The organism is Ramlibacter sp. AN1015 (assembly GCF_037726105.1).
GTDB lineage: Bacteria > Pseudomonadota > Gammaproteobacteria > Burkholderiales > Burkholderiaceae_C > Ramlibacter.
In genome coordinates this window covers 98818-119371 of sequence record NZ_JBBJUM010000001.1, presented here as the reverse complement: position 1 = coordinate 119371, position 20554 = coordinate 98818, and the positions used below count along the sequence as shown (strand labels likewise).

The 20554-nt window shown below is 64.9% G+C and carries 21 protein-coding genes; 7 read left to right on the top strand and 14 right to left on the bottom strand.

Going from position 1 to position 20554, the window contains the following annotated elements; all coding sequences use genetic code 11:
* Positions 1 to 45: 45 nt before the first annotated feature.
* From WG922_RS00565 to WG922_RS00555, 3 genes are all read right to left on the bottom strand, one after another.
* On the bottom strand, positions 46 to 504 hold the full coding sequence (locus tag WG922_RS00565) for a hemerythrin domain-containing protein (RefSeq protein ID WP_340279863.1): 459 nt from the start codon (positions 502 to 504) through the stop codon (positions 46 to 48).
* A gap of 116 nt (positions 505 to 620) precedes the next feature.
* Complete coding sequence (locus tag WG922_RS00560; RefSeq protein WP_340279861.1) at positions 621 to 1394, bottom strand: hypothetical protein; 774 nt, start codon at positions 1392 to 1394, stop codon at positions 621 to 623.
* A 175-nt stretch (positions 1395 to 1569) separates the two neighbouring features.
* The gene (locus tag WG922_RS00555) at positions 1570 to 2118 is read right to left on the bottom strand and encodes a phasin family protein (RefSeq protein ID WP_340279859.1); all 549 of its coding nucleotides are present in this window, start codon (positions 2116 to 2118) and stop codon (positions 1570 to 1572) included.
* A gap of 139 nt (positions 2119 to 2257) precedes the next feature.
* Here WG922_RS00555 and rfbB point away from each other — a divergent pair, with 139 nt between their 5' ends.
* The 5 genes from rfbB to WG922_RS00530 all read left to right on the top strand — a co-directional run bounded on the left by rfbB (position 2258) and on the right by WG922_RS00530 (position 7030).
* Positions 2258 to 3349: a dTDP-glucose 4,6-dehydratase gene (gene rfbB / locus WG922_RS00550; protein ID WP_340279858.1), complete on the top strand. Its 1092-nt coding sequence runs from the start codon at positions 2258 to 2260 to the stop codon at positions 3347 to 3349.
* The gene (rfbD, locus tag WG922_RS00545) at positions 3346 to 4275 is read left to right on the top strand and encodes a dTDP-4-dehydrorhamnose reductase (protein ID WP_340279857.1); all 930 of its coding nucleotides are present in this window, start codon (positions 3346 to 3348) and stop codon (positions 4273 to 4275) included. The genes rfbB and rfbD overlap by 4 nt, the downstream gene beginning before the upstream one ends.
* Positions 4272 to 5159 (top strand): glucose-1-phosphate thymidylyltransferase RfbA, encoded by an 888-nt coding sequence (gene rfbA / locus WG922_RS00540; RefSeq protein WP_340279856.1) that lies wholly within the window; start codon positions 4272 to 4274, stop codon positions 5157 to 5159. The genes rfbD and rfbA overlap by 4 nt, the downstream gene beginning before the upstream one ends.
* Positions 5156 to 5737: a dTDP-4-dehydrorhamnose 3,5-epimerase gene (rfbC, locus tag WG922_RS00535; RefSeq protein WP_340279854.1), complete on the top strand. Its 582-nt coding sequence runs from the start codon at positions 5156 to 5158 to the stop codon at positions 5735 to 5737. Before rfbA ends, rfbC begins: the two co-directional genes overlap by 4 nt.
* Before the next feature lie 120 nt (positions 5738 to 5857).
* Positions 5858 to 7030: an MraY family glycosyltransferase gene (locus WG922_RS00530; RefSeq protein WP_340279853.1), complete on the top strand. Its 1173-nt coding sequence runs from the start codon at positions 5858 to 5860 to the stop codon at positions 7028 to 7030.
* A gap of 83 nt (positions 7031 to 7113) precedes the next feature.
* Here WG922_RS00530 and WG922_RS00525 read toward each other — a convergent pair whose 3' ends face one another.
* From WG922_RS00525 to WG922_RS00510, 4 genes are all read right to left on the bottom strand, one after another.
* Positions 7114 to 8850, bottom strand: coding sequence for a hypothetical protein (locus WG922_RS00525; protein WP_340279852.1), 1737 nt, complete (start codon positions 8848 to 8850; stop codon positions 7114 to 7116).
* Between the two features lie 162 nt (positions 8851 to 9012).
* The gene (rffA, locus tag WG922_RS00520; RefSeq protein WP_445322781.1) at positions 9013 to 10155 is read right to left on the bottom strand and encodes a dTDP-4-amino-4,6-dideoxygalactose transaminase; all 1143 of its coding nucleotides are present in this window, start codon (positions 10153 to 10155) and stop codon (positions 9013 to 9015) included.
* Positions 10134 to 10547: a GtrA family protein gene (locus WG922_RS00515; RefSeq protein ID WP_340280473.1), complete on the bottom strand. Its 414-nt coding sequence runs from the start codon at positions 10545 to 10547 to the stop codon at positions 10134 to 10136. The genes rffA and WG922_RS00515 overlap by 22 nt, the downstream gene beginning before the upstream one ends.
* Positions 10547 to 11479, bottom strand: a complete 933-nt coding sequence (locus tag WG922_RS00510; RefSeq protein WP_340279849.1) for a glycosyltransferase family 2 protein — start codon at positions 11477 to 11479, stop codon at positions 10547 to 10549. The genes WG922_RS00515 and WG922_RS00510 overlap by 1 nt, the downstream gene beginning before the upstream one ends.
* A gap of 159 nt (positions 11480 to 11638) precedes the next feature.
* On the opposite strand from WG922_RS00510, the gene WG922_RS00505 reads away from it, so the two are divergent.
* Positions 11639 to 12523, top strand: a complete 885-nt coding sequence (locus WG922_RS00505; protein WP_340279848.1) for a methionyl-tRNA formyltransferase — start codon at positions 11639 to 11641, stop codon at positions 12521 to 12523.
* Positions 12520 to 13380: a class I SAM-dependent methyltransferase gene (locus WG922_RS00500; RefSeq protein ID WP_340279847.1), complete on the top strand. Its 861-nt coding sequence runs from the start codon at positions 12520 to 12522 to the stop codon at positions 13378 to 13380. The genes WG922_RS00505 and WG922_RS00500 overlap by 4 nt, the downstream gene beginning before the upstream one ends.
* A gap of 41 nt (positions 13381 to 13421) precedes the next feature.
* On the opposite strand, the gene WG922_RS00495 is transcribed toward WG922_RS00500, so the two are convergent.
* Genes WG922_RS00495 through WG922_RS00465 form a run of 7 tightly spaced genes read right to left on the bottom strand, consistent with a single transcriptional unit; the run spans position 13422 to position 20515 of the window.
* Positions 13422 to 14645, bottom strand: coding sequence for a glycosyltransferase family 4 protein (locus tag WG922_RS00495; protein ID WP_340279846.1), 1224 nt, complete (start codon positions 14643 to 14645; stop codon positions 13422 to 13424).
* Positions 14646 to 14655: 10 nt separating this feature from the next.
* Positions 14656 to 15792, bottom strand: coding sequence for a non-hydrolyzing UDP-N-acetylglucosamine 2-epimerase (wecB, locus tag WG922_RS00490; RefSeq protein ID WP_340279845.1), 1137 nt, complete (start codon positions 15790 to 15792; stop codon positions 14656 to 14658).
* A gap of 2 nt (positions 15793 to 15794) precedes the next feature.
* Complete coding sequence (gene wbjC, locus WG922_RS00485) at positions 15795 to 16919, bottom strand: UDP-2-acetamido-2,6-beta-L-arabino-hexul-4-ose reductase (RefSeq protein ID WP_340279844.1); 1125 nt, start codon at positions 16917 to 16919, stop codon at positions 15795 to 15797.
* Between the two features lie 2 nt (positions 16920 to 16921).
* Entirely contained in the window at positions 16922 to 17965 is a 1044-nt protein-coding gene (locus WG922_RS00480) for a polysaccharide biosynthesis protein (RefSeq protein WP_340279843.1), read from the bottom strand.
* Entirely contained in the window at positions 17966 to 18769 is an 804-nt protein-coding gene (locus WG922_RS00475) for an AglZ/HisF2 family acetamidino modification protein (protein WP_340279842.1), read from the bottom strand.
* Between the two features lies 1 nt (position 18770).
* Complete coding sequence (gene hisH, locus WG922_RS00470) at positions 18771 to 19385, bottom strand: imidazole glycerol phosphate synthase subunit HisH (protein WP_340279841.1); 615 nt, start codon at positions 19383 to 19385, stop codon at positions 18771 to 18773.
* Positions 19382 to 20515: an N-acetyl sugar amidotransferase gene (locus WG922_RS00465; RefSeq protein WP_340279840.1), complete on the bottom strand. Its 1134-nt coding sequence runs from the start codon at positions 20513 to 20515 to the stop codon at positions 19382 to 19384. The genes hisH and WG922_RS00465 overlap by 4 nt, the downstream gene beginning before the upstream one ends.
* Positions 20516 to 20554 lie beyond the last annotated feature (39 nt).

Genomic DNA, 20554 nt, shown 5'->3' with positions numbered 1-20554 from the left:
ACGAGCAGAGTGCGAGCGGCCTGAGCAGAAAGGGCCCTCAGGCCTTCATGCGGCCTCTTGCGACTCCTTGTCCAGCAAGCGATCGAACTCTTCGCGGTATTGCACGGCCAGGGCCAGCTTCTGGTCCTCCGTGAGCACCCGGCCGGCGGCCTGGAAGAAGCGATTTTCTTCTTCGTCGAGGTGGTGCTGGATCTTGTGCACCAGCTTGTGAACGAGCTCGCTCCACTGCGGCGAACCCTCCTGCATCTCCTCGAGCGACTCCACCATCTCGTCCATTTCGTGGTGCTCGGCGATGGCGTGGCGTGAGGGATCCACCGTCTCGTCATGCTCCCAGAGCGGCACGTAGAAGTAGCGCTCTTCGGCGGTTTCGTGCGCCGCCAGCTCACGCTTGAGGTTGAGGAAGGCGCGATGCCGGTCTCCGCGGCCGTCGTCCGCCGCGAGGAGGCGGGCGCCGAGGGTTCGCTGGGTCTCGTGGCTTTGCCGCAGTGCGTCGAAGATGTTCATGCCCGAAAGTCTTGCCGCGTCGCCGTCAGGGCCATGTAGGCGCAAGGCGCAAGAGCCATGGCGCATGGCGCCCGGGTGCAGCGCGCTCCGCCCGCCCGCGGTCGGGCCGCTGTTCTTCAGTCGTGCAATTCGTGGCGTGCACGCTCGACATTGAGGCGCTCGACCGCGTCCAGGGGCTCGCTTGCCGCGGCCTGCGCGTAGAGCTGGTGCGCCCGCTGCGCGCTCTCCTGCCCGTCGAGCATCAGCAGGCCGCCAGCGCATTCGATCATTCCGATGGCCGAACGCGGGTTCAGGCGCAAGCCTTCCTCGAACATGCGCAGGCCGACCTCACGCTTGGCGCCATAGGTCATGCCGCCGATCAGCGCACCGACCTTGTCGATCACCTCGGCATGGAAGCTGCCGAGGGCGATGTGCGCATCGGCGTGCGCAGGCTGCAGCGCGATGGTGCGCTCCAGCGACTCGCGCACCTTTCCGCCCAGCCCCTGCGCGAGCGCCTTGGCCACGCTCACCCCCTGGCTGTAGCGCCCGAGCGCATAGGCGTGCCAGTACCAGGCGTTGGGGTTGTCCGGCTGAGCCTCGGATTGCGCCTGCGCCCGCTGGGCGACGTAGAGGAACATGTCCAGCCGCACAGGCTCGGCGGCCTCGAGGTGGGTGGCCTGCATGGCGGCCGCCTTGTTGGCCACGGTGATGCCGCTCCCACCGGCAGCCAGTCCCGCCTGCTCGGCGGCTTCGAACTCGCCGCGGTGGTAGAGCACCCAGGCCTGCAGCACCGCTGCGTCCGCGGGCAGGGGCTCTGCGTCTCCCCGGTGCAGGCGGTCCCAGAGGGCGCGTACCTGCTCGGCGTCGAGCGGGTACTCGCCCACGAAGGGGCATGCGGTCCAGCGGGCCATGCGTGTCTCCTGCGGTCGTACGTGGTCGGCTCCGGGCGTGGTCCGCCCGTGTGCGGACAAGCGTACCAGCAGAAGGCGCGCGCACGCGCCTCGCGCCCGTGCGAACTTCCGGGGAAGTGCGGGTGCGGCACGCGACATGAAGGTCGAATCCCCGCCGCGCCGCGCCGCGCTTTGCCTAGTACGGCTCGCGCGGGTCGTCCTGCGCCGGACTGCTCGGTCGGGACCGGCCGGACGCCGCGTCCTCGTCGAAATCGGTGACCTCGGCAGTGCCGCCGAGCGCGGAGACGCGCTCGCGTTCAAACTCGTCGAGGCGCTCCTGGGCCTCGGCAAGAGCGTCCTCCAGGTGATCGACGCGCGCATGCAGCGCATCCATTTCCTCGCGCGTGGGCACCCCCAGGCGAGCAAGACCCCGCGCGATGCCGTCCTCGATGCGGGCCTCGACGCGTTCCCACTGGCCTGCCGCCCGGCCCGACAGCCCGGCGGCGACCCCGGACATGCGCTGGCCGGCCTCGTTCATGCGCTCGCCGGCCGCGGCCTGCGTGCGGCGCTGCCAGGCCTGGCCTTCCTGCACCAGGGTGTCGAAGGCCTTGCCGCCTTCCTGCTGGGCGCGGGCGAGGGCGCCCAGGCCGGCCAGCCAGATGCGCGAGGCCGAGGCGCGCAGGCGCTCGGGGCCCGAGGGCCCGGTGGTCCGGTCGTCTTCGTCGTGGGGCGGCGTTGCTGGCACGGTGTGCTCCTTGTCTCGGGTTCGCTTCCATGAATGGGACAATCCCTGCGCTGCAGCGGCCCGCCGCTGCACAAAGGTCCTTCTTGGCGCTAAGGCATAATTTTCGGCGCTTCCGGCTCGGCCGGGTGGCCCCCCACACATGTCATCCATCCTTGTTACCGGCGGTGCAGGTTTCATCGGCGCCAACTTCGTGCTCGACTGGCTGCGGCGCACCGATGAGTCTGTCGTCAACCTCGACAAGCTCACCTACGCCGGCAACCGGGACAACCTGGCTCAGGCGGACGAACGCCGTCATGTCTTCGTGCACGGCGATATCGCGGACGCCGCTCTGGTGAGTTCGCTGCTGGCACAGCACCGGCCGCGCGCAATCGTCAATTTCGCCGCCGAGTCCCACGTGGACCGCTCGATCCACGGTCCCTCGGAATTCATCGACACGAACGTGGTCGGCACGTTCCGCCTGCTCGAAGCCGTGCGCGGCTGGCTCGGCCAGGGCGCGGCGGCGCAGCAGGCCTCGTTCCGCTTCGTGCACGTCTCCACCGACGAGGTGTATGGCTCGCTGCAACCGGGCGAGCCGGCGTTTACCGAGACGCACCCCTACGACCCCAACAGCCCTTACGCAGCGAGCAAGGCGGCCAGCGACCATCTGGTGCGCGCCTGGCACCACACCTACGGCCTGCCGGTGCTCACCACCAACTGCTCGAACAACTACGGGCCCCTGCACTTTCCCGAGAAGCTCATTCCGCTGACGATCGTCAACGCGCTGTCCGGCAAGCCGCTGCCGGTGTACGGCGACGGCTTGCAGGTGCGCGACTGGCTCTACGTCACCGACCACTGCAGCGCCATCCGTCGCGTGCTGGAGGCCGGCCGCGTCGGGGAGACATACAACGTGGGCGGCTGGAACGAGAAGGCCAACATCGAGGTCGTGCGCTCCATCTGCGCCCTGCTGGACGCGCTGCGGCCGCGCTCCGATGGCCGGTCGTATGCGGAGCAGATCGCCTTCGTGCAGGATCGCCCGGGCCACGACAGGCGCTACGCCATCGATGCCCGCAAGATCGAGCGCGAACTCGGCTGGAAGCCGGCCGAGTCCTTCGAAAGCGGCTTGCGCAAGACCGTGCAGTGGTACCTGGACAACCCGGAGTGGGTGCGCCGCGTGCAGACCGGCGCCTACCGGGAGTGGATCGCCCGCCACTACCAGCAGCCACCTGCCGAGGCGGCGGCCGCAGCCGCATGAAGATCCTGTTGTTCGGCAAGAACGGCCAACTGGGCTGGGAGCTGCAGCGCAGCCTGGCGCCCTTGGGCGAGCTGGTCGCGCTCGGATCGGGCGACGCCGGCGGCAGCGGCTACGCGACCGATTTCCGCGAGCCCGAACGCCTGGCCGACACCGTGCGCCGGATCGCACCCGACGTGGTCGTCAACGCCGCCGCCTACACCGCGGTGGACCAGGCCGAGTCCGATGCCGACACGGCACGGCGGGTCAATGCGCTTGCACCCGGCGTGCTTGCCGAATCGGCGCGGGCGGTGGGGGCCATGATGGTCCACTACTCCAGCGACTACGTGTTCGACGGCTCCGGCAGCGGGCCGCGGCATGAGGCCGATGCCACTGGGCCGCTCAACGTCTACGGGCAGACCAAGCTGGACGGCGAGCGTGCGGTCGCGGCCGGGTGCGCGCGGCACCTGATCCTGCGCACCAGCTGGGTCTATGCGGCGCGCGGGGGGAATTTCGTGCGCAAGGTGCTGCAGCTCGCGCAGGAGCGTGAGCGGCTTACGGTGGTCGATGACCAGGTCGGCGCGCCCACCGGGGCGGACCTGCTGGCGGACATCACGGCCCACGCCGTCCGGGCGCTGGCCGCCGATGCCGGAAAGGCTGGCCTCTACCACGCCGCAGCGGCCGGCCAGACCAGCTGGAACGGCTACGCGCGCTTCGTGCTCGCCCAGGCGCATGCGCTGGGCATGCGCCTGCGTGTCGCGCCGGAGTGTGTCGATGCGGTACCCACCAGCGCCTTCGCCACCGCGGCGCGGCGCCCCGCGAACTCGCGCCTCGACAGCACGCGGCTGGTCACCACCTTCGGCCTTGCCATGCCCGACTGGCGGGTGGGCGTGGCACGGGTGGTCCGGGAAATGATTCCGGGCGAGTCCTTGGGAGCGCCTGCCGCATGACGCGACGCAAGGGCATCATCCTGGCCGGGGGCTCGGGCACCCGGTTGCACCCGGCCACCCTCGCCATCAGCAAACAACTGCTGCCGGTCTACGACAAGCCGATGGTCTACTACCCTCTCGGCACGCTCATGCTCGCGGGCATCCGCGAGATTCTCATCATCAGCACGCCGCAGGACACGCCGCGCTTCGCCCAGCTGCTCGGCGACGGCTCGCAGTGGGGCCTGAACATCCAGTACGCGGTGCAGCCCAGTCCAGACGGTCTCGCGCAGGCGTTCCTCATCGGCGCCCGGTTCATCGGCGACGCACCCTGCGCGCTGGTGCTCGGAGACAACATCTTCTATGGCCACGACCTCGCCACGCTGCTGCGCAAAGCCGATGCCGACACCCAGGGCGCCACGGTCTTCGCCTACCACGTGAAGGACCCGCAGCGGTATGGCGTCGTGGCGTTCGAGGCGGGCGGCAAGGCCGTGAGCATCGAAGAAAAGCCCGTGCGGCCGCAAAGCAACTTCGCGGTCACGGGCCTGTACTTCTACGACGGGCAGGTGGTAGACATCGCGCGCGGCGTGCGGCCCAGTGCGCGCGGCGAGCTGGAGATCACCGCCGTGAACCAGGCCTACCTCGACCGTGGCCAGCTGCGCGTGGAGATCATGCAGCGGGGCTTCGCCTGGCTGGACACAGGAACCCACGAGAGCCTGCTCGAAGCCGGCCAGTTCATCGCCACGCTGGAACACCGCCAGGGGCTGAAGATCGCCTGCCCCGAGGAGATCGCCTGGCGCGCCGGGTTCATCGACGATGCCCAGCTCGGTGCGCTGGCGGCGCCGCTCGCCAAGAGCGGCTACGGGCAGTACCTGATGCAGGTGCTCGAGGCCGGGAGGTCGGCATGAACGTGCAGCGCACGGATATCGAGGGCGTGCTCCTGCTCGAGCCGCGCGTCTTCGCCGACGCACGCGGTTTCTTCCTGGAAAGCTTCAACGCCCGGACGTTCCGGGAGGCCACGGGCCTGGACGACGTCACCTTCGTGCAGGACAACCATTCGCGCTCCGCGCGCGGCGTGCTGCGCGGGCTGCACTACCAGCTGCAGCAGCCGCAGGGCAAGCTGGTGCGCGTGGTGCGCGGCACAGTGTTCGACGTGGCGGTCGATCTGCGGCGCTCCTCCCCGAGCTTCGGCCGCTGGTTCGGCGTGGAACTCAGCGAGGACAACCACCGGCAACTGTGGGTGCCGCCCGGATGCGCCCATGGCTTCCTGGTGCTCAGCGAAACGGCCGATGTGCTGTACAAGGCCACCGACTACTACGCGCCGGAGCACGAGCGGTGCATTGCGTGGAACGATGCGATCCTGAATATCGCCTGGCCCATCAAGAACGGCCCGCCGCTACTGTCCGAAAAGGACCGGCGAGGAGACCAGTTCGAAAGCGCCGCGCTGACGAAGCTCCCTAGTGGGGGGCGACAGGCGCTGTCATAATCCGCCCCCGGCCGGCCGTTGGACGGCTCCTGCACATCCAGTTGCTTTCGCGTTGCGAAATGTCCATGCAGAAAACTATAATTTTCCAGCTCGGGGCTCAGCAGGTCGTCGCTGCGTAGCGTGTTCGACGCGCGGCGTTCGACGGAACCGTTGCCCCGCCGTTCGTGCAGTCTCGCTTCCGGCAGGACACCACGGGTTTCTCAAGATTGGTTTACACACTCCGCGATGCCGCTCTACCTTGACCTATCGAGCCTGACTCTCGTCTGGGCAGCGCTGACTTCCCTGGTGGTCTGTCTCGGCATCGCATTCACCACCTCCTGGCATGGGCGCCTCACGCTCGACACCAGCATTGGAGTCCAGAAATTCCACACCACCCCGACGCCCCGGGTCGGGGGCGTCGGAATCGTGCTGGCCCTGTATATCGCTCTCATGAACCTGCCCGGCTCGGTCGCATCGATCGTGCAGCCCATGCTGCTGGCGGCGACCCTTGCGTTCGTAAGCGGGCTTGCGGAAGACGTTACCAAGCGCGTATCGGTTCGCGAGCGGCTCCTTGCCACGGTGTGCAGCGGCGTGGCGGCATGGTGGCTCAGCGGGGTGACCCTGACGCGGCTCGATGTCTGGGGCCTGGACTACCTGCTGCAGTGGTTGCCGTTCTCCGTGTTGTTCACGGCTTTTGCCGCGGCCGGGGTCGCCAATGCCATCAACATCATCGACGGTTTCAATGGCCTGGCCGCTGGCGTGATTCTCATCGCCCTGCTTGCACTGGGCGCCGTCGCGCATGGCGCAGGCGACCCGGACATGGTCAAGGTGTGCCTGCTGCTCGGCGCCGCGACCATCGGCTTCCTGCTGGTCAACTTCCCCTTTGGCAAGATCTTCCTGGGCGACGGGGGCGCCTACCTGTTGGGATTCATGCTGGGATGGGTGGCCGTGCTCGTCTCGGTGCGCAATCCCGAGGTTTCGCCCTGGGCCAGCCTGCTTGCCTGCGCGTATCCGATCCTGGAGGTCCTTTTCAGCGTCGCGCGCCGCTCGCGCCGCCGCACCAATCCGGGACACCCCGACCGGCTGCACATGCACAGCCTGCTGAAGTGCCGCGTGACTCGCAAGCTCCTGCCGAACTCGCCGGCGGTGATGAAGAACTCGGCGGTTTCGCCGATCGTCTGGGGCTTCTCCAGTGTCCCGGCGGCTGCCGCCGTCCTCTGGTCCGACAGCACCCCCATCCTGATCGCCGCGTTCGCTGCGTGCGCACTGCTGTACGCGCTCGTGTACCGGCGGCTGGTTCGGTTCCGCTGGTGATCAGAGCACTGGCAGGTTCCCGCGCAGACAGCTGATGTAGCTATTGGGTGTTGGAGCAACTGTGGCTGTTCTCATTGCACGGGTCACTCGCCGGAGCGCTTGTCAGCACATACTGCATCACCCTGGGACCTTGTCGGCTGCATCAGTACCTGCAGGCGCCTTTCCGCATAACCGCCAGCACCCGGTGCAGTAAGCCAGCTGGCCACCATGCGGTAGTCGCGAGCCATCTCCAGTCCAAAGTGCGTCAGGAGTGCGGGGTCGAGCTTGCGTGGGCCGTCTGGTTCGAAGAGAACCCATGCGCGAGCGATTTCCTCGCAAGGGACGTGGCGCAACCCGGCAACGGCAAAGCGTTCACTGCCCGGGTATCCGCCAATCGTCCAGGGTTGACCAATGCTCTTCGCCCCGAGGGCATACAAAACGCCCGGGGACTGCCCGGTGAGATCGATCATGGGTGATCCGAGCTGGAAGCCGGCTGCGCGAGCTGTGCTCATCGCTTCTCGAATATAGTCCGCGAAGCCTTCGGACAGTACCAGCGTGCTTCCCGCGCGCCCGAACTCGATGGGACTCCCGTTCTCGTACAGCGACTGAGGCTGCCGATACGGATTCGAAAGCGCGGCGTGAATGATTAACGCAGTGATCAGCTGGGAGCCAGCGCCCAGCGGCAGCAATGCAGACCAGGTCCAACGATCGACGACCCGCATAAGCACGGTCAGGCCGGAGAGCGCCCAAAATAGCCCAGAGGCACCTGCGACCTGCCAGTAGTTGTTGTTCGTCCCGAAGGCATATACATGGGGGAGCGCCAGGAACAGAATGGCGAGCGACCAGTCCGGCCGTCGCACGGTCTTGGGAATGCCGCCACCTAGCAGGACGGCGAGTGCCAGCGCGGCTACGGACACTCCGAAAATCATCATGTCCTTGTGGCTTCCGAAGTCGAGCTTCGGCATCCATGCCCCCGCCGCCAGCAACACAACGAGGAGCACCAGCGCAGCGCTGATGCCGAAGGCTGCATATCGCCGGAAACCGGGGTGCTGCGCCGCCAACCCTGCCACCGTGGCAAGGACTGCGACAAAGGTGAGGATTGCCAGTTCCCCGTGTCGCAATTGGAACGTATCGATCCGCAGTACGTTCTGCAGCGAGTGCCCGCCTTGCAGATAGCCCAGATATTCCATCCCGAGCTGCAGCCGCTTTGTGAACTGGGCAACGGAGCCGTCGATGACCTGCGCGCTGACGAGTACCAGCAATGCGGCAAGCGTTGCCGTCGCAAGCAGCAAACGCGAATTCCACTTCCCGGCCAGGAGAACATAAGCGGTCGCGCACACCGCCAGCGCTGCGGCAGTGCTCGGCTTGGCCATGAAGGCGAGCCAGCCGCCCACCGCAACCAATAGCCACCCGGCTACGCTGGCCCGTGTCGGCGCGCGTTCGCTGAGTACCAAGCCGGAGGCGGCGATGAAGAGCGCCTGTTGGGCCAAGCTGTTGTAGCTCGGTGTAGGCAGCCAGGTGTCTACGACGAGCAGCGCGGCGCACGCGATGGCAGCCGACAACGCCAGGCGAGCTTTCCACGGCAATGGGTCGCGACTGTGCTTGCGGAGGGTGACCTCTGCCAGGAACCATCCAAGCACATATGAGATCAGGATGTTCGCTTGCCGGAGTGGAGCTACCTCACCTCCGAAAAGCTCATGAAGCGGGTTGTAGACGAAGCCGAAAAGATAAGGGGAGTAGCTGTAGAGAGATGGATCGGCCAGCCACGTAAGGTAGAAGGCTTCATCCGTCACGTCCACACCGTAGTGGCTGTAGTTCATCAGCCAGGCAAGGATCGCCACCGTGCCTGCTGCGCACAGGACCACCTGACCTAGGCGGCCCGATGAGCGAAGCCGATGAGATGTCGCCGAAAGCGATGGCGTTCGGGAAGTCATCGGGCTATGTTGCTGAGCCGATACCTGCGCTGTAGCGGCTTGCCCGCGCGGCGTAGTTGAAGGACGGGTTCAAAGCAGTTGGAGCACTTGTTCCACCACCTTGTCCTGCTGCTCTTCCAGCCCAAGCCACAAGGGCAGGCGCACGAGGCTGTCCGAGGCATCTGCCGTGCGTCGAAGGTCGCCTGTCGCTCTGCCCCGGCTCCCCATGGGGGCGCTATGCAGCGGAACGTAGTGGAAAACCGCCTGAATGCCGCGCTCCTTCAGCGCCTCGATGAGCGCAGTGCGGCGCCTCAGGTCAGGCAGGAGCAGGTAGTACATGTGGGCATTGTGTCGGCACGAATCGGGCACGATGGGGCGACGCAACTTGCCTCTTGCCTCGGCGTCTGCAAACGCGACGTGATAGCGTTCCCAGAGTGCCAGTCTGCGCTCCGTAATGGTGTTGGCTTCTTCCATCTGCGCCCATAGAAAGGCGGCGACTAGTTCACCGGGGAGGTAGGAAGAGCCCAGGTCCACCCATGTGTACTTGTCCACTTGGCCGCGAAAAAAGAGCGCGCGGTTCGTGCCCTTTTCCCGAATGATTTCCGCGCGCTCTTCATCCTGACGCCTATTGACCAGCAGGGCGCCGCCTTCTCCGGAAATGATGTTCTTGGTTTCGTGGAACGACACGGTCGCCAGGTCCCCAATGCTTCCCAACGCCCTGCCTTTGTATGACGACATCAGCCCCTGCGCGGCATCCTCAATGACCAGCACGTTGTGCCGGCGAGCGATGTCCATGATCGCGTCCATCTCGCACCCGACGCCGGCGTAGTGCACGGGCACGATTGCACGTGTGCGCGGGGTGATGGCTTGTTCTATCAGCCCCTCATCTATGTTCAACGTGTCCGGCCGGATATCCACGAACACGGGCACGCCACCGCGCAGAACAAAAGCGTTGGCTGTAGAGACGAAGGTGAAGGAAGGCATGATCACTTCGTCACCTGGTTGAATGTCAGCTAGTAGCGCGGCCATTTCGAGAGCAGCGGTACACGAGTGGGTGAGCAGTGCCTTTTGGGATCCAACGCGACGTTCGAGCCACTCGGAGCATCTTCTGGTGAATGCACCATCTCCAGCGAGATGCCCGGAAGCGTGAGCTTGGGCTATATACCAGAGCTCCTTGCCGGTCATGTACGGCTTGTTGAAAGGTACTTGAGTCATTGTGTCGGGTGCACCAATGTCGCTTCTGCGCCGCGAAAAACCCAAGAACGCTGAAGCAGGAACAGGAAAATGGCCACTGCCACTATGGCGACGGCCTGCACATGCTGATGGGGAAATCCGAGCCGATTCATGCCGATCTCCAGCGTGACAAGGTTCAAGGCATAGCCGCATGCGTACGAGACGTAGTAGCGAACTACGGTACTTCGCCTAGAGGCACGGCAAGAAAATGTCCAACGCTTGTTCAGGATGAACGTCTGCAGTGCCCCTAGTGCGTATAGCAGCGTTACCGCCGGAGTGACCGGCATTCCCAGCCACGTCAACGCCAGGTAGCCCGCATACAGCACTACATTGGATAGGACGCCAACGACTGCGAACCGGGCGACCTGGATGGCAAGTGGCCGACGTAGCATCATCCAGGCGCGGCGGTACTATCGGATTCGATATACGGTGGGCGCTCCATGGCGCGAAAGTGCATCCGAGCAAGGTACTCGCCGAAAATTCCCAATGCGAAAAGCTGCACGCCGGAGAAGATCGCGATGATCGACGCAAGGAATGTGAAGCCTGGCACCGAACTGCCGAAGATGAAGAAGCGTCCCAGGACGTACAGCATGATTCCCACACCGATGGTGCCGAAAACAAGTCCGAGAACACTGGCGACCTGAAGCGGCAGGATTGAAAAGCCGGTCACCATGTTGAGTGCATGCGTGACAAGTTTCTTCAAGCCATAGCCGGAATCGCCCAACGCACGCGCATCCTGCCGCACGCGTACTGATGAAAAACGAGTGGTTCCCCAGGTGAGCAAGACATCGATGTTCACCGACGGGCTGCGGTAGCTCTCGAATGCCCGGCGCAGGTGTGCGCGGAACACGCGGAAGGAACTCACCTGGCTCGCAGACTCCACGCCCATGCTTTCCTGCAGTGCAATCTTGGTGACGCGAGACGCTATGTCTCGAAGTAGCCCATGGGTCTCGCGCGCCGGCCTGCCGTAGACCACGTCATAGCCCTTCTCAAGATGCGCGAGCAAATGAGGGATTTCCTCCGGGGGGTTCTGCAGGTCGTCGTCGATCGTGACGATCAGTTCCCCCTTGGCTGCGCGGATGCCGCACAACAGCGCATTGTGCTGCCCGTAGTTCCGGCCCAACCTGATACCCCGCACGCGGCTGTCAAGGTTCGCAAGCTTCGTGATCACATCCCACGCGCCGTCTCCGCCACCGTCCTCCACGAACAGGATCTCGAAGGAGCGGGCCGGCTCTTCGAGGGCCAGGACCAGCCGCTGATAAAGTTCCGGCAAAGATAGTTCTGAGCGGAAGACCGGGACAACAATCGAAAGCTGGACCGACATGAAGGTTGCGACCGCGGGCCGCGGCTCAGGGTGCAAGGGATGGGAACCAAGGAGGATACCGCAGCAGCAGGCATGAAGCCCGCAGGCCCCGGGCGAATGGGCAAGCCTTGGCGGCTATACTGCCTCTTTGAGCTGTGACCTGGAATGCTGGTAGCGCCCATGACGATCACTGTGTTTGCGATGACACAGAAGGGTTATGCAGTTGTGGACTTCATCACGCAGCACTTTCCTCGCCTGCTCCACTCGGTCGTCATCGGGCGCGATCCGGCGCTGGAAAACGATTACTCGGCACAGTTGCAAGCGCTCTGCGAGACGCGCGGCATATCCTGGTCGCCACGCGAGGCCTGCGGCGCGCTGTCATCCGAATACGCACTGGCGGTCTCATGGCGCTGGCTACTGGATGTTCCGGACAATCGCCTGATCGTTCTGCACGACTCTCCTTTGCCGCGCTATCGTGGGTTCGCACCCATGGTCAATGCGCTTATCAACGGCGAACGTGAACTGGGTGTCACGGCGCTGTTCGGCGTTTCTGAATACGACCGCGGCGATGTTATCTGCCAGAGCACGACCACGATCGACTATCCGATGACGATCCAGGAAGCCATCGAGCACAACATGCAGAACTACCTTGCGGTTGTGCGTCGCGTGTGCGACCTCCTGGAACGGGGGCAAGCGCTTCCGCGGATGCGGCAGGTGGAAAACGATGCGACCTATTCGATCTGGCGTGACGCAGACGACTATCGCATCGATTGGTCGCAGTCTGCATCGGCAATCCGCCGGTTTGTCGATGCCGTGGGAGCACCGTATGCGGGCGCTCAGACGAACGACGGCGAGCAATGCGTGTTCGTGGACGCAGTAGAAGAAGTTCCTGATGTCCGCTGTGAACTGCGCGATTGCGGAAAGGTCATCTTCCTGTCGCAAGGCCGTCCCGTCGTCATCTGCGGCAGTGGCCTCGTGCGGGTCACGGCTGCCCGCGTGCAGGCTGAGGACGGCTCGTACGCGTCGTATCTGCCGTTGCAGCGTTTCCGCGTGCGCTTCCGATGAACCGCAGCGAGGCGAGCGGCTCCTATGTGCTCGGTTCTGACGGCATCTTCAGGCCGCCGTTCCAGGTGCAGCACCGAGACGAAGAGTTCCAGGAGAGCAGCTTCGACGTGCTGCTGGCGATGCAGGAGCGCCACTTCTGGTACCGGGGACGTCATCGGTTTCTACTAGGGGCCCTCGACCGCTTTCGTGCAGTCGCGAGCGATCCGGACGTTATCGATCTCGGCGGCGGTTGCGGCGGTTGGATCCGCTACCTGAGCCAGCATCGTGGTAGCTGGGCGAGCACCTTGGCATTGGCAGATTCCTCCCCCGTGGCGCTCCATGCTGCGGCTTCCGTGCTGCCGTCGTCCGTGCAACGCTATCAGGTGGACCTCATGGACCTGCGCTGGGACGGCCGATGGGATGTTGCTTTCCTGCTGGACGTTATCGAGCACCTTCCTGATGACCTCTGTGCTCTCCAGCAGGCGCGACGCGCGTTGCGTCCGGGTGGGCTGCTGCTCGTCACAGTCCCGGCATTTCCGGCGTTCTGGAGCTACAACGACGAACTTGCGTTGCACCTGCGTCGATACACCCGAGCCGACTTCTTGCGACTCGCCGAGGCAGCAGATTTCGAGTTATGCGATGCACGCTACTTCATGTTCCTACTGAGTCCCTTGTATCTGCTGGCGCGTCATCGACCTGGCATCGCCAGGATGTCGGAGGAGCAGAAGAGAAAGTTGTTCGTGCGTTCGCATCGCACGCCGGCAGCGCCTGTGAACGAGGCTCTCAGTGCTGTTTTCGCAGCCGAGACTCCTTTTGGGCATAAGGTGCGATTCCCCTGGGGTACATCGATGCTTGGTGTATTCCGGAAGGCGGGATAGGCCGAGAAACCCCCCGCATCCGTGCGGGCGCCGAAGAAGCATCAAGCAGCTGCGGCTGCGGTTGCGGTTGCGTGATCTTCCGAGAGCGCCGCAACGATGCGAACCACCGTGGCTTCCGGAGAAAACATCGTCTGTGCCAATGCCCGGCATCGTGCGTGGTAGTCGGTATCCCGCGCCACCTCCACAAGCAGCTTCTCCGCCTCCACCTCCAGCGCGTCGGCAGAACCGTCCGTGCTCACCGCGCCCACGCGTCGGCTGGCGATCAGCTGGACCAGGTCGTTGCCGGGGTTGATCGAGGCCAGCACCGGCAGGCCGGCCTGCATGTACGAGAGAAACTTGCCCGGGATGTTGTGGGTCTTGTGCTTGGGGTCGAGACACACGAGGCCGACCTGGCATTGCGCGTAGAGACCTGGGATCTCGGAGGGGTCGATCTCTTCGAAGAAGAGCACGTTGTCCAGCCGGCGTCGTCCGGCTTCTGCGCGCAGCGCATCCGCATCGCTGCCGCGGCCGACGAACACGAACCCGATGTCCGGACGCCGCCGCAGCCGGTCGGCGAGATCCAGCAGCAGGCCGGCGCCCTGCGCCACGCCCATGTTGCCGGCATAGACGAAGATCTTGCGGCCTGCCAGCCGCGTGCTTGCGATGGAGATGCTGCAGCCGCGGTTGGGCGCATCCGCCAGCCAGTTCGGAAGCACTTCCAGGACGCGACCGCTCTCTTGCTCCCACTCACGAAAGTACACCGCGTTGCCGGGCGTCTGAATGCCGATCACATCCGCCACCGCGTACTGGTGGTTCGCGACCGCCTTGAAGAAGCGATAGGGCAGCCCACGGCCCATCAAGCCCATATCGACGGCCCACTCCGGGAAGATGTCGCGGATGATGAGATAGCTGCGGCACGCGCTTTGCGACTTCAGCGCCTGAACCATCGGGCCGAAGAAGATGGACGGCGAATACCAGACGATTCCGTCCCAGCGCTGGTCGCGCAGCGGGCTCTTGCGCAGGTTGCGCAGCATTGCATGCGGCATGACCAGTTCCGCCAGCGTACGCCGTACGTAGCTGGTGTCTCGCGTGCGGGGCGTCCTCAGCCGCACGACCTGCACGCCTTCGTAGGTCTCGATCACCCACGGTTTCGCGAGCTCCGGCGCAGAAACGAGCACCGTGATCTCGTGGCCCTGCCTGGCGAATTCAACGGAAAGATCACGCAGCTGAACAGCGCCGGAAGACCGCAGCGGTGGATAGGAATCCGCGATGAGTGCCAGCCGCATCAAACCTTCCTCAAGCCTGCTTCCACACGACCCGGTTCACATAGTCGGTGTAGCTGTGGATCAGCCGGACCACCTTGTCCGAGACGTTCGGCATGCCGTAATCGGCCACAGGTCGCAGCAGGCGCTGGTCGCCGCGCGGCTGTCGCTCCAGGATGGCGAGGCCCTGCAGGACGCGCTCCACCTCCAGGCCCACCATCATCACCGCAGCTTCTTCCATGCCTTCGGGCCGCTCGTGCGCCTCACGGATGTTGAGTGCCGGGAAATTGAGGATGGAGGACTCCTCGGTGATCGTCCCGCTGTCGGAGAGCACGGCCTTGGCGCCTGTTTGCAGCTTCACGTAGTCGTGAAACCCGAGCGGCTTGAGCAGCTTCACCAGCGGGTGGAAGCGTGCACCGGAGGCGTCCACGCGCTTTTGCGTGCGCGGGTGCGTCGACACGATGATCGGCAGCGCGTGGTGCTCGGCGACCGCATTGAGCATGGCCACGAGCTTGGTGAAGGCGATGTCCGGCTCGATGTTCTCCTCGCGATGCGCGCTGACCACGAAGTAGCCGTGCTCGCCCAGGCCGAGGCGCTGCAGCACGTCGGACGCCTGGATCTGCGGCAGGTAGTGGTGCAGCACCTCGTACATCGGGCTGCCGGTCTTGATGACGCGGTCCGGCGGCAGCCCCTCGCGCAGCAGGTAGTCGCGCGCGATGGTGCTGTAGGTGAGGTTGACGTCCGCCGTGTGATCGACGATGCGGCGGTTGATCTCTTCGGGCACCCGCTGGTCAAAACAGCGGTTGCCTGCCTCCATGTGGAAGATGGGAATCTTGCGGCGCTTGCCCGGAATGACCGACAGGCAGCTGTTGGTGTCGCCCAGCACGAGCATCGCCTCGGGCTGCACCTGCGCCATGACGCGGTCCGCCGCCACGATCAGGTTGGCGATGGTGTGCGACGGGCTGCTGCTGCCCTCGGCACTGTCCAGGAAATAGTCGGGCTTGCGCACCCCCAGGTCGTCGAAGAAGACCTGGTTCAGCTCGTAGTCGTAGTTCTGGCCGGTGTGCACCAGCACGTGCTCGCAATGCTCGTCCAGCCGGGCCAGCACCCGCGACAGACGGATGATCTCCGGCCGGGTGCCGACGATGGTCATGACCTTGAGCTTGTTCATCTTCAGAGTGCGTTCGCGTAGGTGTCGGGGCGTTCGCGGTCGAACACTTCGTTGGCCCACAGCATGACCACGAGTTCGTCCGCTCCCATATTGGTGATGTCGTGGGTCCAGCCGGGGATGGTCTCCACGATCCGGGCCTCGTCGCCCCTGGTGGTGAGCTCGAAGGCTTCGCCCGTGTCCATGTGGCGAAAGCGGAACCGCGCCTGTCCCTTGATCACCAGGAACTTCTCGGTCTTGGTGTGGTGGTAGTGGCCGCCGCGCGTGACGCCGGGGTGTGCCGTGAAATAGGAGAACTGCCCCGAATCGGCAGTCTTGAGCATCTCGACGAACACGCCACGCGGATCGGCATGCTGCGCCACCGGATAGGCGAACGCCTCCGGGGGCAGGTAGCTCACGTAGGTGGCGTACAGCGCCCGTGTCAACCCCGTGCCGACGCGGTCGATGGTCAGCGTTGCGCGGCTGTCGCGGAACTGCCGGATGGAGTGCGCCAGCTCTCCCAGCGTCGCCGTGTAAGTCGGCTCCACCCGGGCGAATCCGTCGCCGTCGCGCTCGGGTGGCGTGCCGTCGATCACCCGCAGGAAGGTGTCCACCACATCGTCGACGTACACGAGCGTCAGTGGGGTGGTGGGGTCGTTCACCTGGATGGGGAGGTCACGGGCGACGTGGTGGCAGAAAGTCGCCACGACGGAGTTGTAGTTGGGCCGGGCCCACTTGCCGAAGACATTGGGCAGTCGAAAGACGTGCACCGGATGCCCTTCGCTTGCCAGTGCCTGCATGGCCTCTTCGCCCGCCCGTTTGCTGCGGCCGTATGGCGAGTCGTTGCGAGCCTGGATGGAGGAGGTATAGAGGACAGGCACGCGGCGCCCCGTGCGCCGGGCGATGTCTGCGACCGCCTCGGCGAGGCGCTGGGTCAGCTCCGCGTTGTCCGCGACGAACTCGCGCGGATCCGTGGGGCGGTTGGCGCCGGCAAGGTGCACGACGACGTCGGCCTGCGCGAGCCGCGCCGCCAGCGTGGCCGGATCGTCCTGACGGCCGAACGGCAGGACCTCGTCGCCCTTGCGTTCCGACAGGCGCAGCCGCAGGTTCTTGCCGACGAATCCGTTCGGCCCGGTGATCAGCACCCGCATGCTCAATCCTCGGGGTTCGCGTGCTCGCCGCGCACGATCTTCTGCATGAAGTCGAGCTTGAGCAGCAGCGCTTTCATGCCCTCGACATCCAAACGGGTGGTGTTGTGCGAGTTGTATTCCTCGCCATGGCTCGCCTGCGTGATCCGCGGCTCGCCCTTCTCGACGAACTTCGCGTAGTTGAGATCCCGTCCATCCGGTGCGACACGAAAATAGCCTTCGAGATCGTCCGCACCGGCGCGCTCCTCGCGCGTCAGCAGTGACTCGTAGAGCTTCTCGCCGTGGCGGGTGCCGATCTCGATGACCGGATGATTGGGCTTGTCCAGAAGTTCGAGGATGGCCTTGATCAGGGTCTCGACGGTCGCAGCGGGCGCCTTCTGGACGAAGATCTCTCCGTTGCTGCCGTGCTCGAACGCATACAGCACCAGCTCCACGGCGTCGGCCAGGGTCATCATGAAGCGGGTCATGCTCGGGTCCGTGACCGTGATCGGCCTGCCCGCCAGAACCTGTTCCACGAACAGCGGAATGACCGAGCCGCGCGAGGCCATGACGTTGCCGTAGCGCGTGCCGCAGATGACCGTGCCGCTGCCTTCGAGGTTGCGGGAGGTCGCGACCATCACCTTTTCCATCATGGCCTTGGAAATGCCCATGGCGTTGATCGGGTAGACGGCCTTGTCGGTGCTGAGGCAGATCACGCGCCTGACCCGCGCATCGATGGCTGCGTTCAGCACGTTCTCGGTGCCCAGCACATTGGTGCGCACCGCCTGCATTGGATGGAACTCGCACGACGGCACCTGCTTGAGCGCGGCCGCATGGAAAACGAAATCGACGCCGCGCATCGCCGCACGGACGCTGCGCTCGTCGCGCACGTCCCCGACGTAGAACTTCAGCTTCGAGTTGTTGTAGCGCTTGCGCATGTCGTCCTGCTTCTTCTCGTCGCGGCTGAAGATGCGGATCTCCTTCAGCCCCGAGTCGAGGAAGCGGCGCAGCACCGCGTTGCCGAAAGAGCCCGTGCCTCCGGTGATGAGCAGGGTGTCGTTGTCGAACATCTAAGCGATCCTTTTCTCCGCGAGCGCGGGGACTGCGGCGCGCAGCAATTCGTCTTTGCGCGCGGGATTGGGATAGTTGATCAGCACCGCCCGGTACTGGCCTTTGAATACAAAGAGACTGCCGGCCGCGGCGCCGACGACGCCGCATTCGCGCACCAGCGCTACGAGGTCGTCCAGCGATCCGGCGCCGCCCAGTATGGTGATGGGCACCTGGACCGCCTCGCGCAACTTGCGTGCGGTGGCCAGGTCGTAGCCCTTCATCTGTCCGTCGCGATCTACGGAGTTGAAGATGATCTCGCCGGCGCCGGCTTGTTGCATGCGCTGCGCCAGCTCGATCGGGTCGCCCCGATGTGCGCGCGTCGCGTTGTGCGTGCACACCTCCAGCGCCTGACCGAGAAAGCCACGCTTGCGCACATCGATCACCACGGCCACGCTCTGGCGCCCGACCGCATCGGCAATGCGGGTGACGGTGCCCGGGTCTTCGATCGCGGCGGCGCTGAGCGAAACCTTCTCCACGCCCAGACCGATGATCCGCTTGGCCTGTTCCGCGGTGCGCACGCCGCCGCCGTAGCACAGGGGCATGCGGCATTCGGCAGCAAGGTCGGCGATCAGCTTGTAGTCGGGTTCGCGGCCCCGTGCGGTCGCGTCGATGTCCAGGACGATCAGCTCGTCGGCCTCTTTCTCGTTGAAGATGCGCACGGCGTTGATCGGGTCGCCTACGTACTTGGGATTCTTGAACGCGACGGTCTTCACGAGACCGCCTTCGTGCACGAGCAGGCAGGGAGTGATGCGGGGTCGCAGCATCTCAGAGCTCCGCGAAGTTGCGCAGCAGGGCCGCACCCCAGTGGTGGCTTTTTTCCGGATGGCACTGCACGCCGAAAACCTTCCCACGTTGCACCGAGCAGCAGAAGTCGAGCCCGTATCCGGCTGCCGCCGCGGCATCTGCCCCGTCCTCGGGCTCGAAATAGTACGAATGGAGGAAGTAGAAGCGCCAGTCACCGTCCAGCCCCTGGAACAGCGGCGCCCCAGGCTGCGGGATCACGTCGTTCCAGCCCATGTGCGGCATCGGCAGGTTCGCCGCAGCGGGCTGCGACGCGAGGTGGCGCACCCGCCCCGGAACCCAGCCGAGCCCACGCTCGCGACCTTCGTCGCTGGAGTCCGCCAGGATCTGCATGCCCACGCAGATGCCCAGCACCGGCACCTCACCTTGGCGCACCAGTTCGTCGAGCGGCTCGCGCATGCCCGACGCCTGCAGCAGGTGCATGGCATGGTCGAACGAGCCGACGCCCGGAAGGATCACGTGGGTGGCGCCTTCGAGCTCGGCGGCCTGGGTGGCCCGGCGCGTGGCGATCCCCATGCGCTTGTACATGGTCGAGAACGCGCTGATGTTCCCGAGCCCGTAATCGACGATGGTGATCATCTGATGATGGCTCGCTGAACGCCGAGCGCGCGCAGCACCCGCGTGCCGAGTTCCATGATGGTCATGGAGTTGGCGTAGTCCCGGTAGGTCTTGTTCGGCGCAGCCATCAGCTCGCGGAGCTGGGGCACCGTCAGGCCAAGCTTGGTGGCGATGTATTCGAAGTCCTGCGCCAGCGTCTCTTCGTCATAGGCCGGCACGGCGATCTTCGCCAGCGCTTCCTCCCGGCTCATTTGCCCCGTGAGGATCAGGCTCGAGAAGTGGGCGCGGCGCTTGTCGTATCCGAACTTCGTCGGCAGCCAGTAGCCTTCGTAGAAGCGCGTGAAGCGCGACTCGTAGTGCTTGTGCGCGTATTTCTGCCAGCCGTACTTATCGACCAGTTCCTGCATGGCCGCTTCCTTGAAGTACGGCACATGGTTTAGCGGCTTGACCACCTGCACGCCCTTGACGTAGCGGTAGTAGAGCTTGAACTTCAGGATGTCCGCGGTGGGGAAGGTCTTGAGAGAGCGGGTGCCGAAACGACGATGGATGTCCTTGAGCTGGCGCAGGTCCGACGCGTGGTAGTGCCACTCCAGCGGCTCGCGCACGCACTCGGTCGAGTAGTTCGCGCCGGTGAGGATGTACTTGAAGCCGTGCTTGGCGGCGAAGTTGTAAAGGCCCGCGAAGAAGGCGTGGTCCTGTGGTGTGTCCAGGTGCGGGACTGCGGCCTTGAAGAACGCCAGCTGCAGGTCGCGCATTTCCTGCCAATCGACCACCTCGGTGTGCAGATCGACCCCGAGGCCGTCCACCAGCTTCTCGATGTTGTTCACCGCCTGCTGGGAGTTCCAGCCGGCGTCCACGTGGAACAGCAGCGGCCGCAAGTTGAACTTGGCCTTGGCGAGGTAGGTGACGTACGAGCTATCGACGCCGCCGCTGATGCCGATGAGGCAGTCGTGGTCGCGGCCCTTTCCGTGCCGACGGATCTGTTCGAGCACCGGCTCCAGCTCGCGCATTCCGCGCTCATCGGGGTGCCAGTGCGGCAGGATGTTGCTGTGGTAGTTGTTGCAGTAGTCGCACCAGCCGCGCGAGTCGAAGGTGATCTTCGAGTCGCTGGTGTCCATGATGCAGTTGGCGCAGATTCGGTACGGTTGCATGATCGTAATTATCGGAGGGGCTGTTGATGGGGTAGAAAG

Bases quoted from the DNA above. Each gene is read 5' to 3' on its own strand.
- WG922_RS00565 (WP_340279863.1), bottom strand. From the start codon at position 504: ATGAACATCTTCGACGCACTGCGGCAAAGCCACGAGACCCAGCGAACC.
- WG922_RS00560 (WP_340279861.1), bottom strand. From the start codon at position 1,394: ATGGCCCGCTGGACCGCATGCCCCTTCGTGGGCGAGTACCCGCTCGAC.
- rfbB (WP_340279858.1), top strand. From the start codon at position 2,258: ATGTCATCCATCCTTGTTACCGGCGGTGCAGGTTTCATCGGCGCCAAC.
- rfbD (WP_340279857.1), top strand. From the start codon at position 3,346: ATGAAGATCCTGTTGTTCGGCAAGAACGGCCAACTGGGCTGGGAGCTG.
- rfbA (WP_340279856.1), top strand. From the start codon at position 4,272: ATGACGCGACGCAAGGGCATCATCCTGGCCGGGGGCTCGGGCACCCGG.
- rfbC (WP_340279854.1), top strand. From the start codon at position 5,156: ATGAACGTGCAGCGCACGGATATCGAGGGCGTGCTCCTGCTCGAGCCG.
- WG922_RS00515 (WP_340280473.1), bottom strand. From the start codon at position 10,547: ATGCTACGTCGGCCACTTGCCATCCAGGTCGCCCGGTTCGCAGTCGTT.
- WG922_RS00510 (WP_340279849.1), bottom strand. From the start codon at position 11,479: ATGTCGGTCCAGCTTTCGATTGTTGTCCCGGTCTTCCGCTCAGAACTA.
- WG922_RS00505 (WP_340279848.1), top strand. From the start codon at position 11,639: ATGACGATCACTGTGTTTGCGATGACACAGAAGGGTTATGCAGTTGTG.
- WG922_RS00500 (WP_340279847.1), top strand. From the start codon at position 12,520: ATGAACCGCAGCGAGGCGAGCGGCTCCTATGTGCTCGGTTCTGACGGC.
- WG922_RS00495 (WP_340279846.1), bottom strand. From the start codon at position 14,645: ATGCGGCTGGCACTCATCGCGGATTCCTATCCACCGCTGCGGTCTTCC.
- wecB (WP_340279845.1), bottom strand. From the start codon at position 15,792: ATGAACAAGCTCAAGGTCATGACCATCGTCGGCACCCGGCCGGAGATC.
- wbjC (WP_340279844.1), bottom strand. From the start codon at position 16,919: ATGCGGGTGCTGATCACCGGGCCGAACGGATTCGTCGGCAAGAACCTG.
- WG922_RS00480 (WP_340279843.1), bottom strand. From the start codon at position 17,965: ATGTTCGACAACGACACCCTGCTCATCACCGGAGGCACGGGCTCTTTC.
- WG922_RS00475 (WP_340279842.1), bottom strand. From the start codon at position 18,769: ATGCTGCGACCCCGCATCACTCCCTGCCTGCTCGTGCACGAAGGCGGT.
- hisH (WP_340279841.1), bottom strand. From the start codon at position 19,385: ATGATCACCATCGTCGATTACGGGCTCGGGAACATCAGCGCGTTCTCG.
- WG922_RS00465 (WP_340279840.1), bottom strand. From the start codon at position 20,515: ATGCAACCGTACCGAATCTGCGCCAACTGCATCATGGACACCAGCGAC.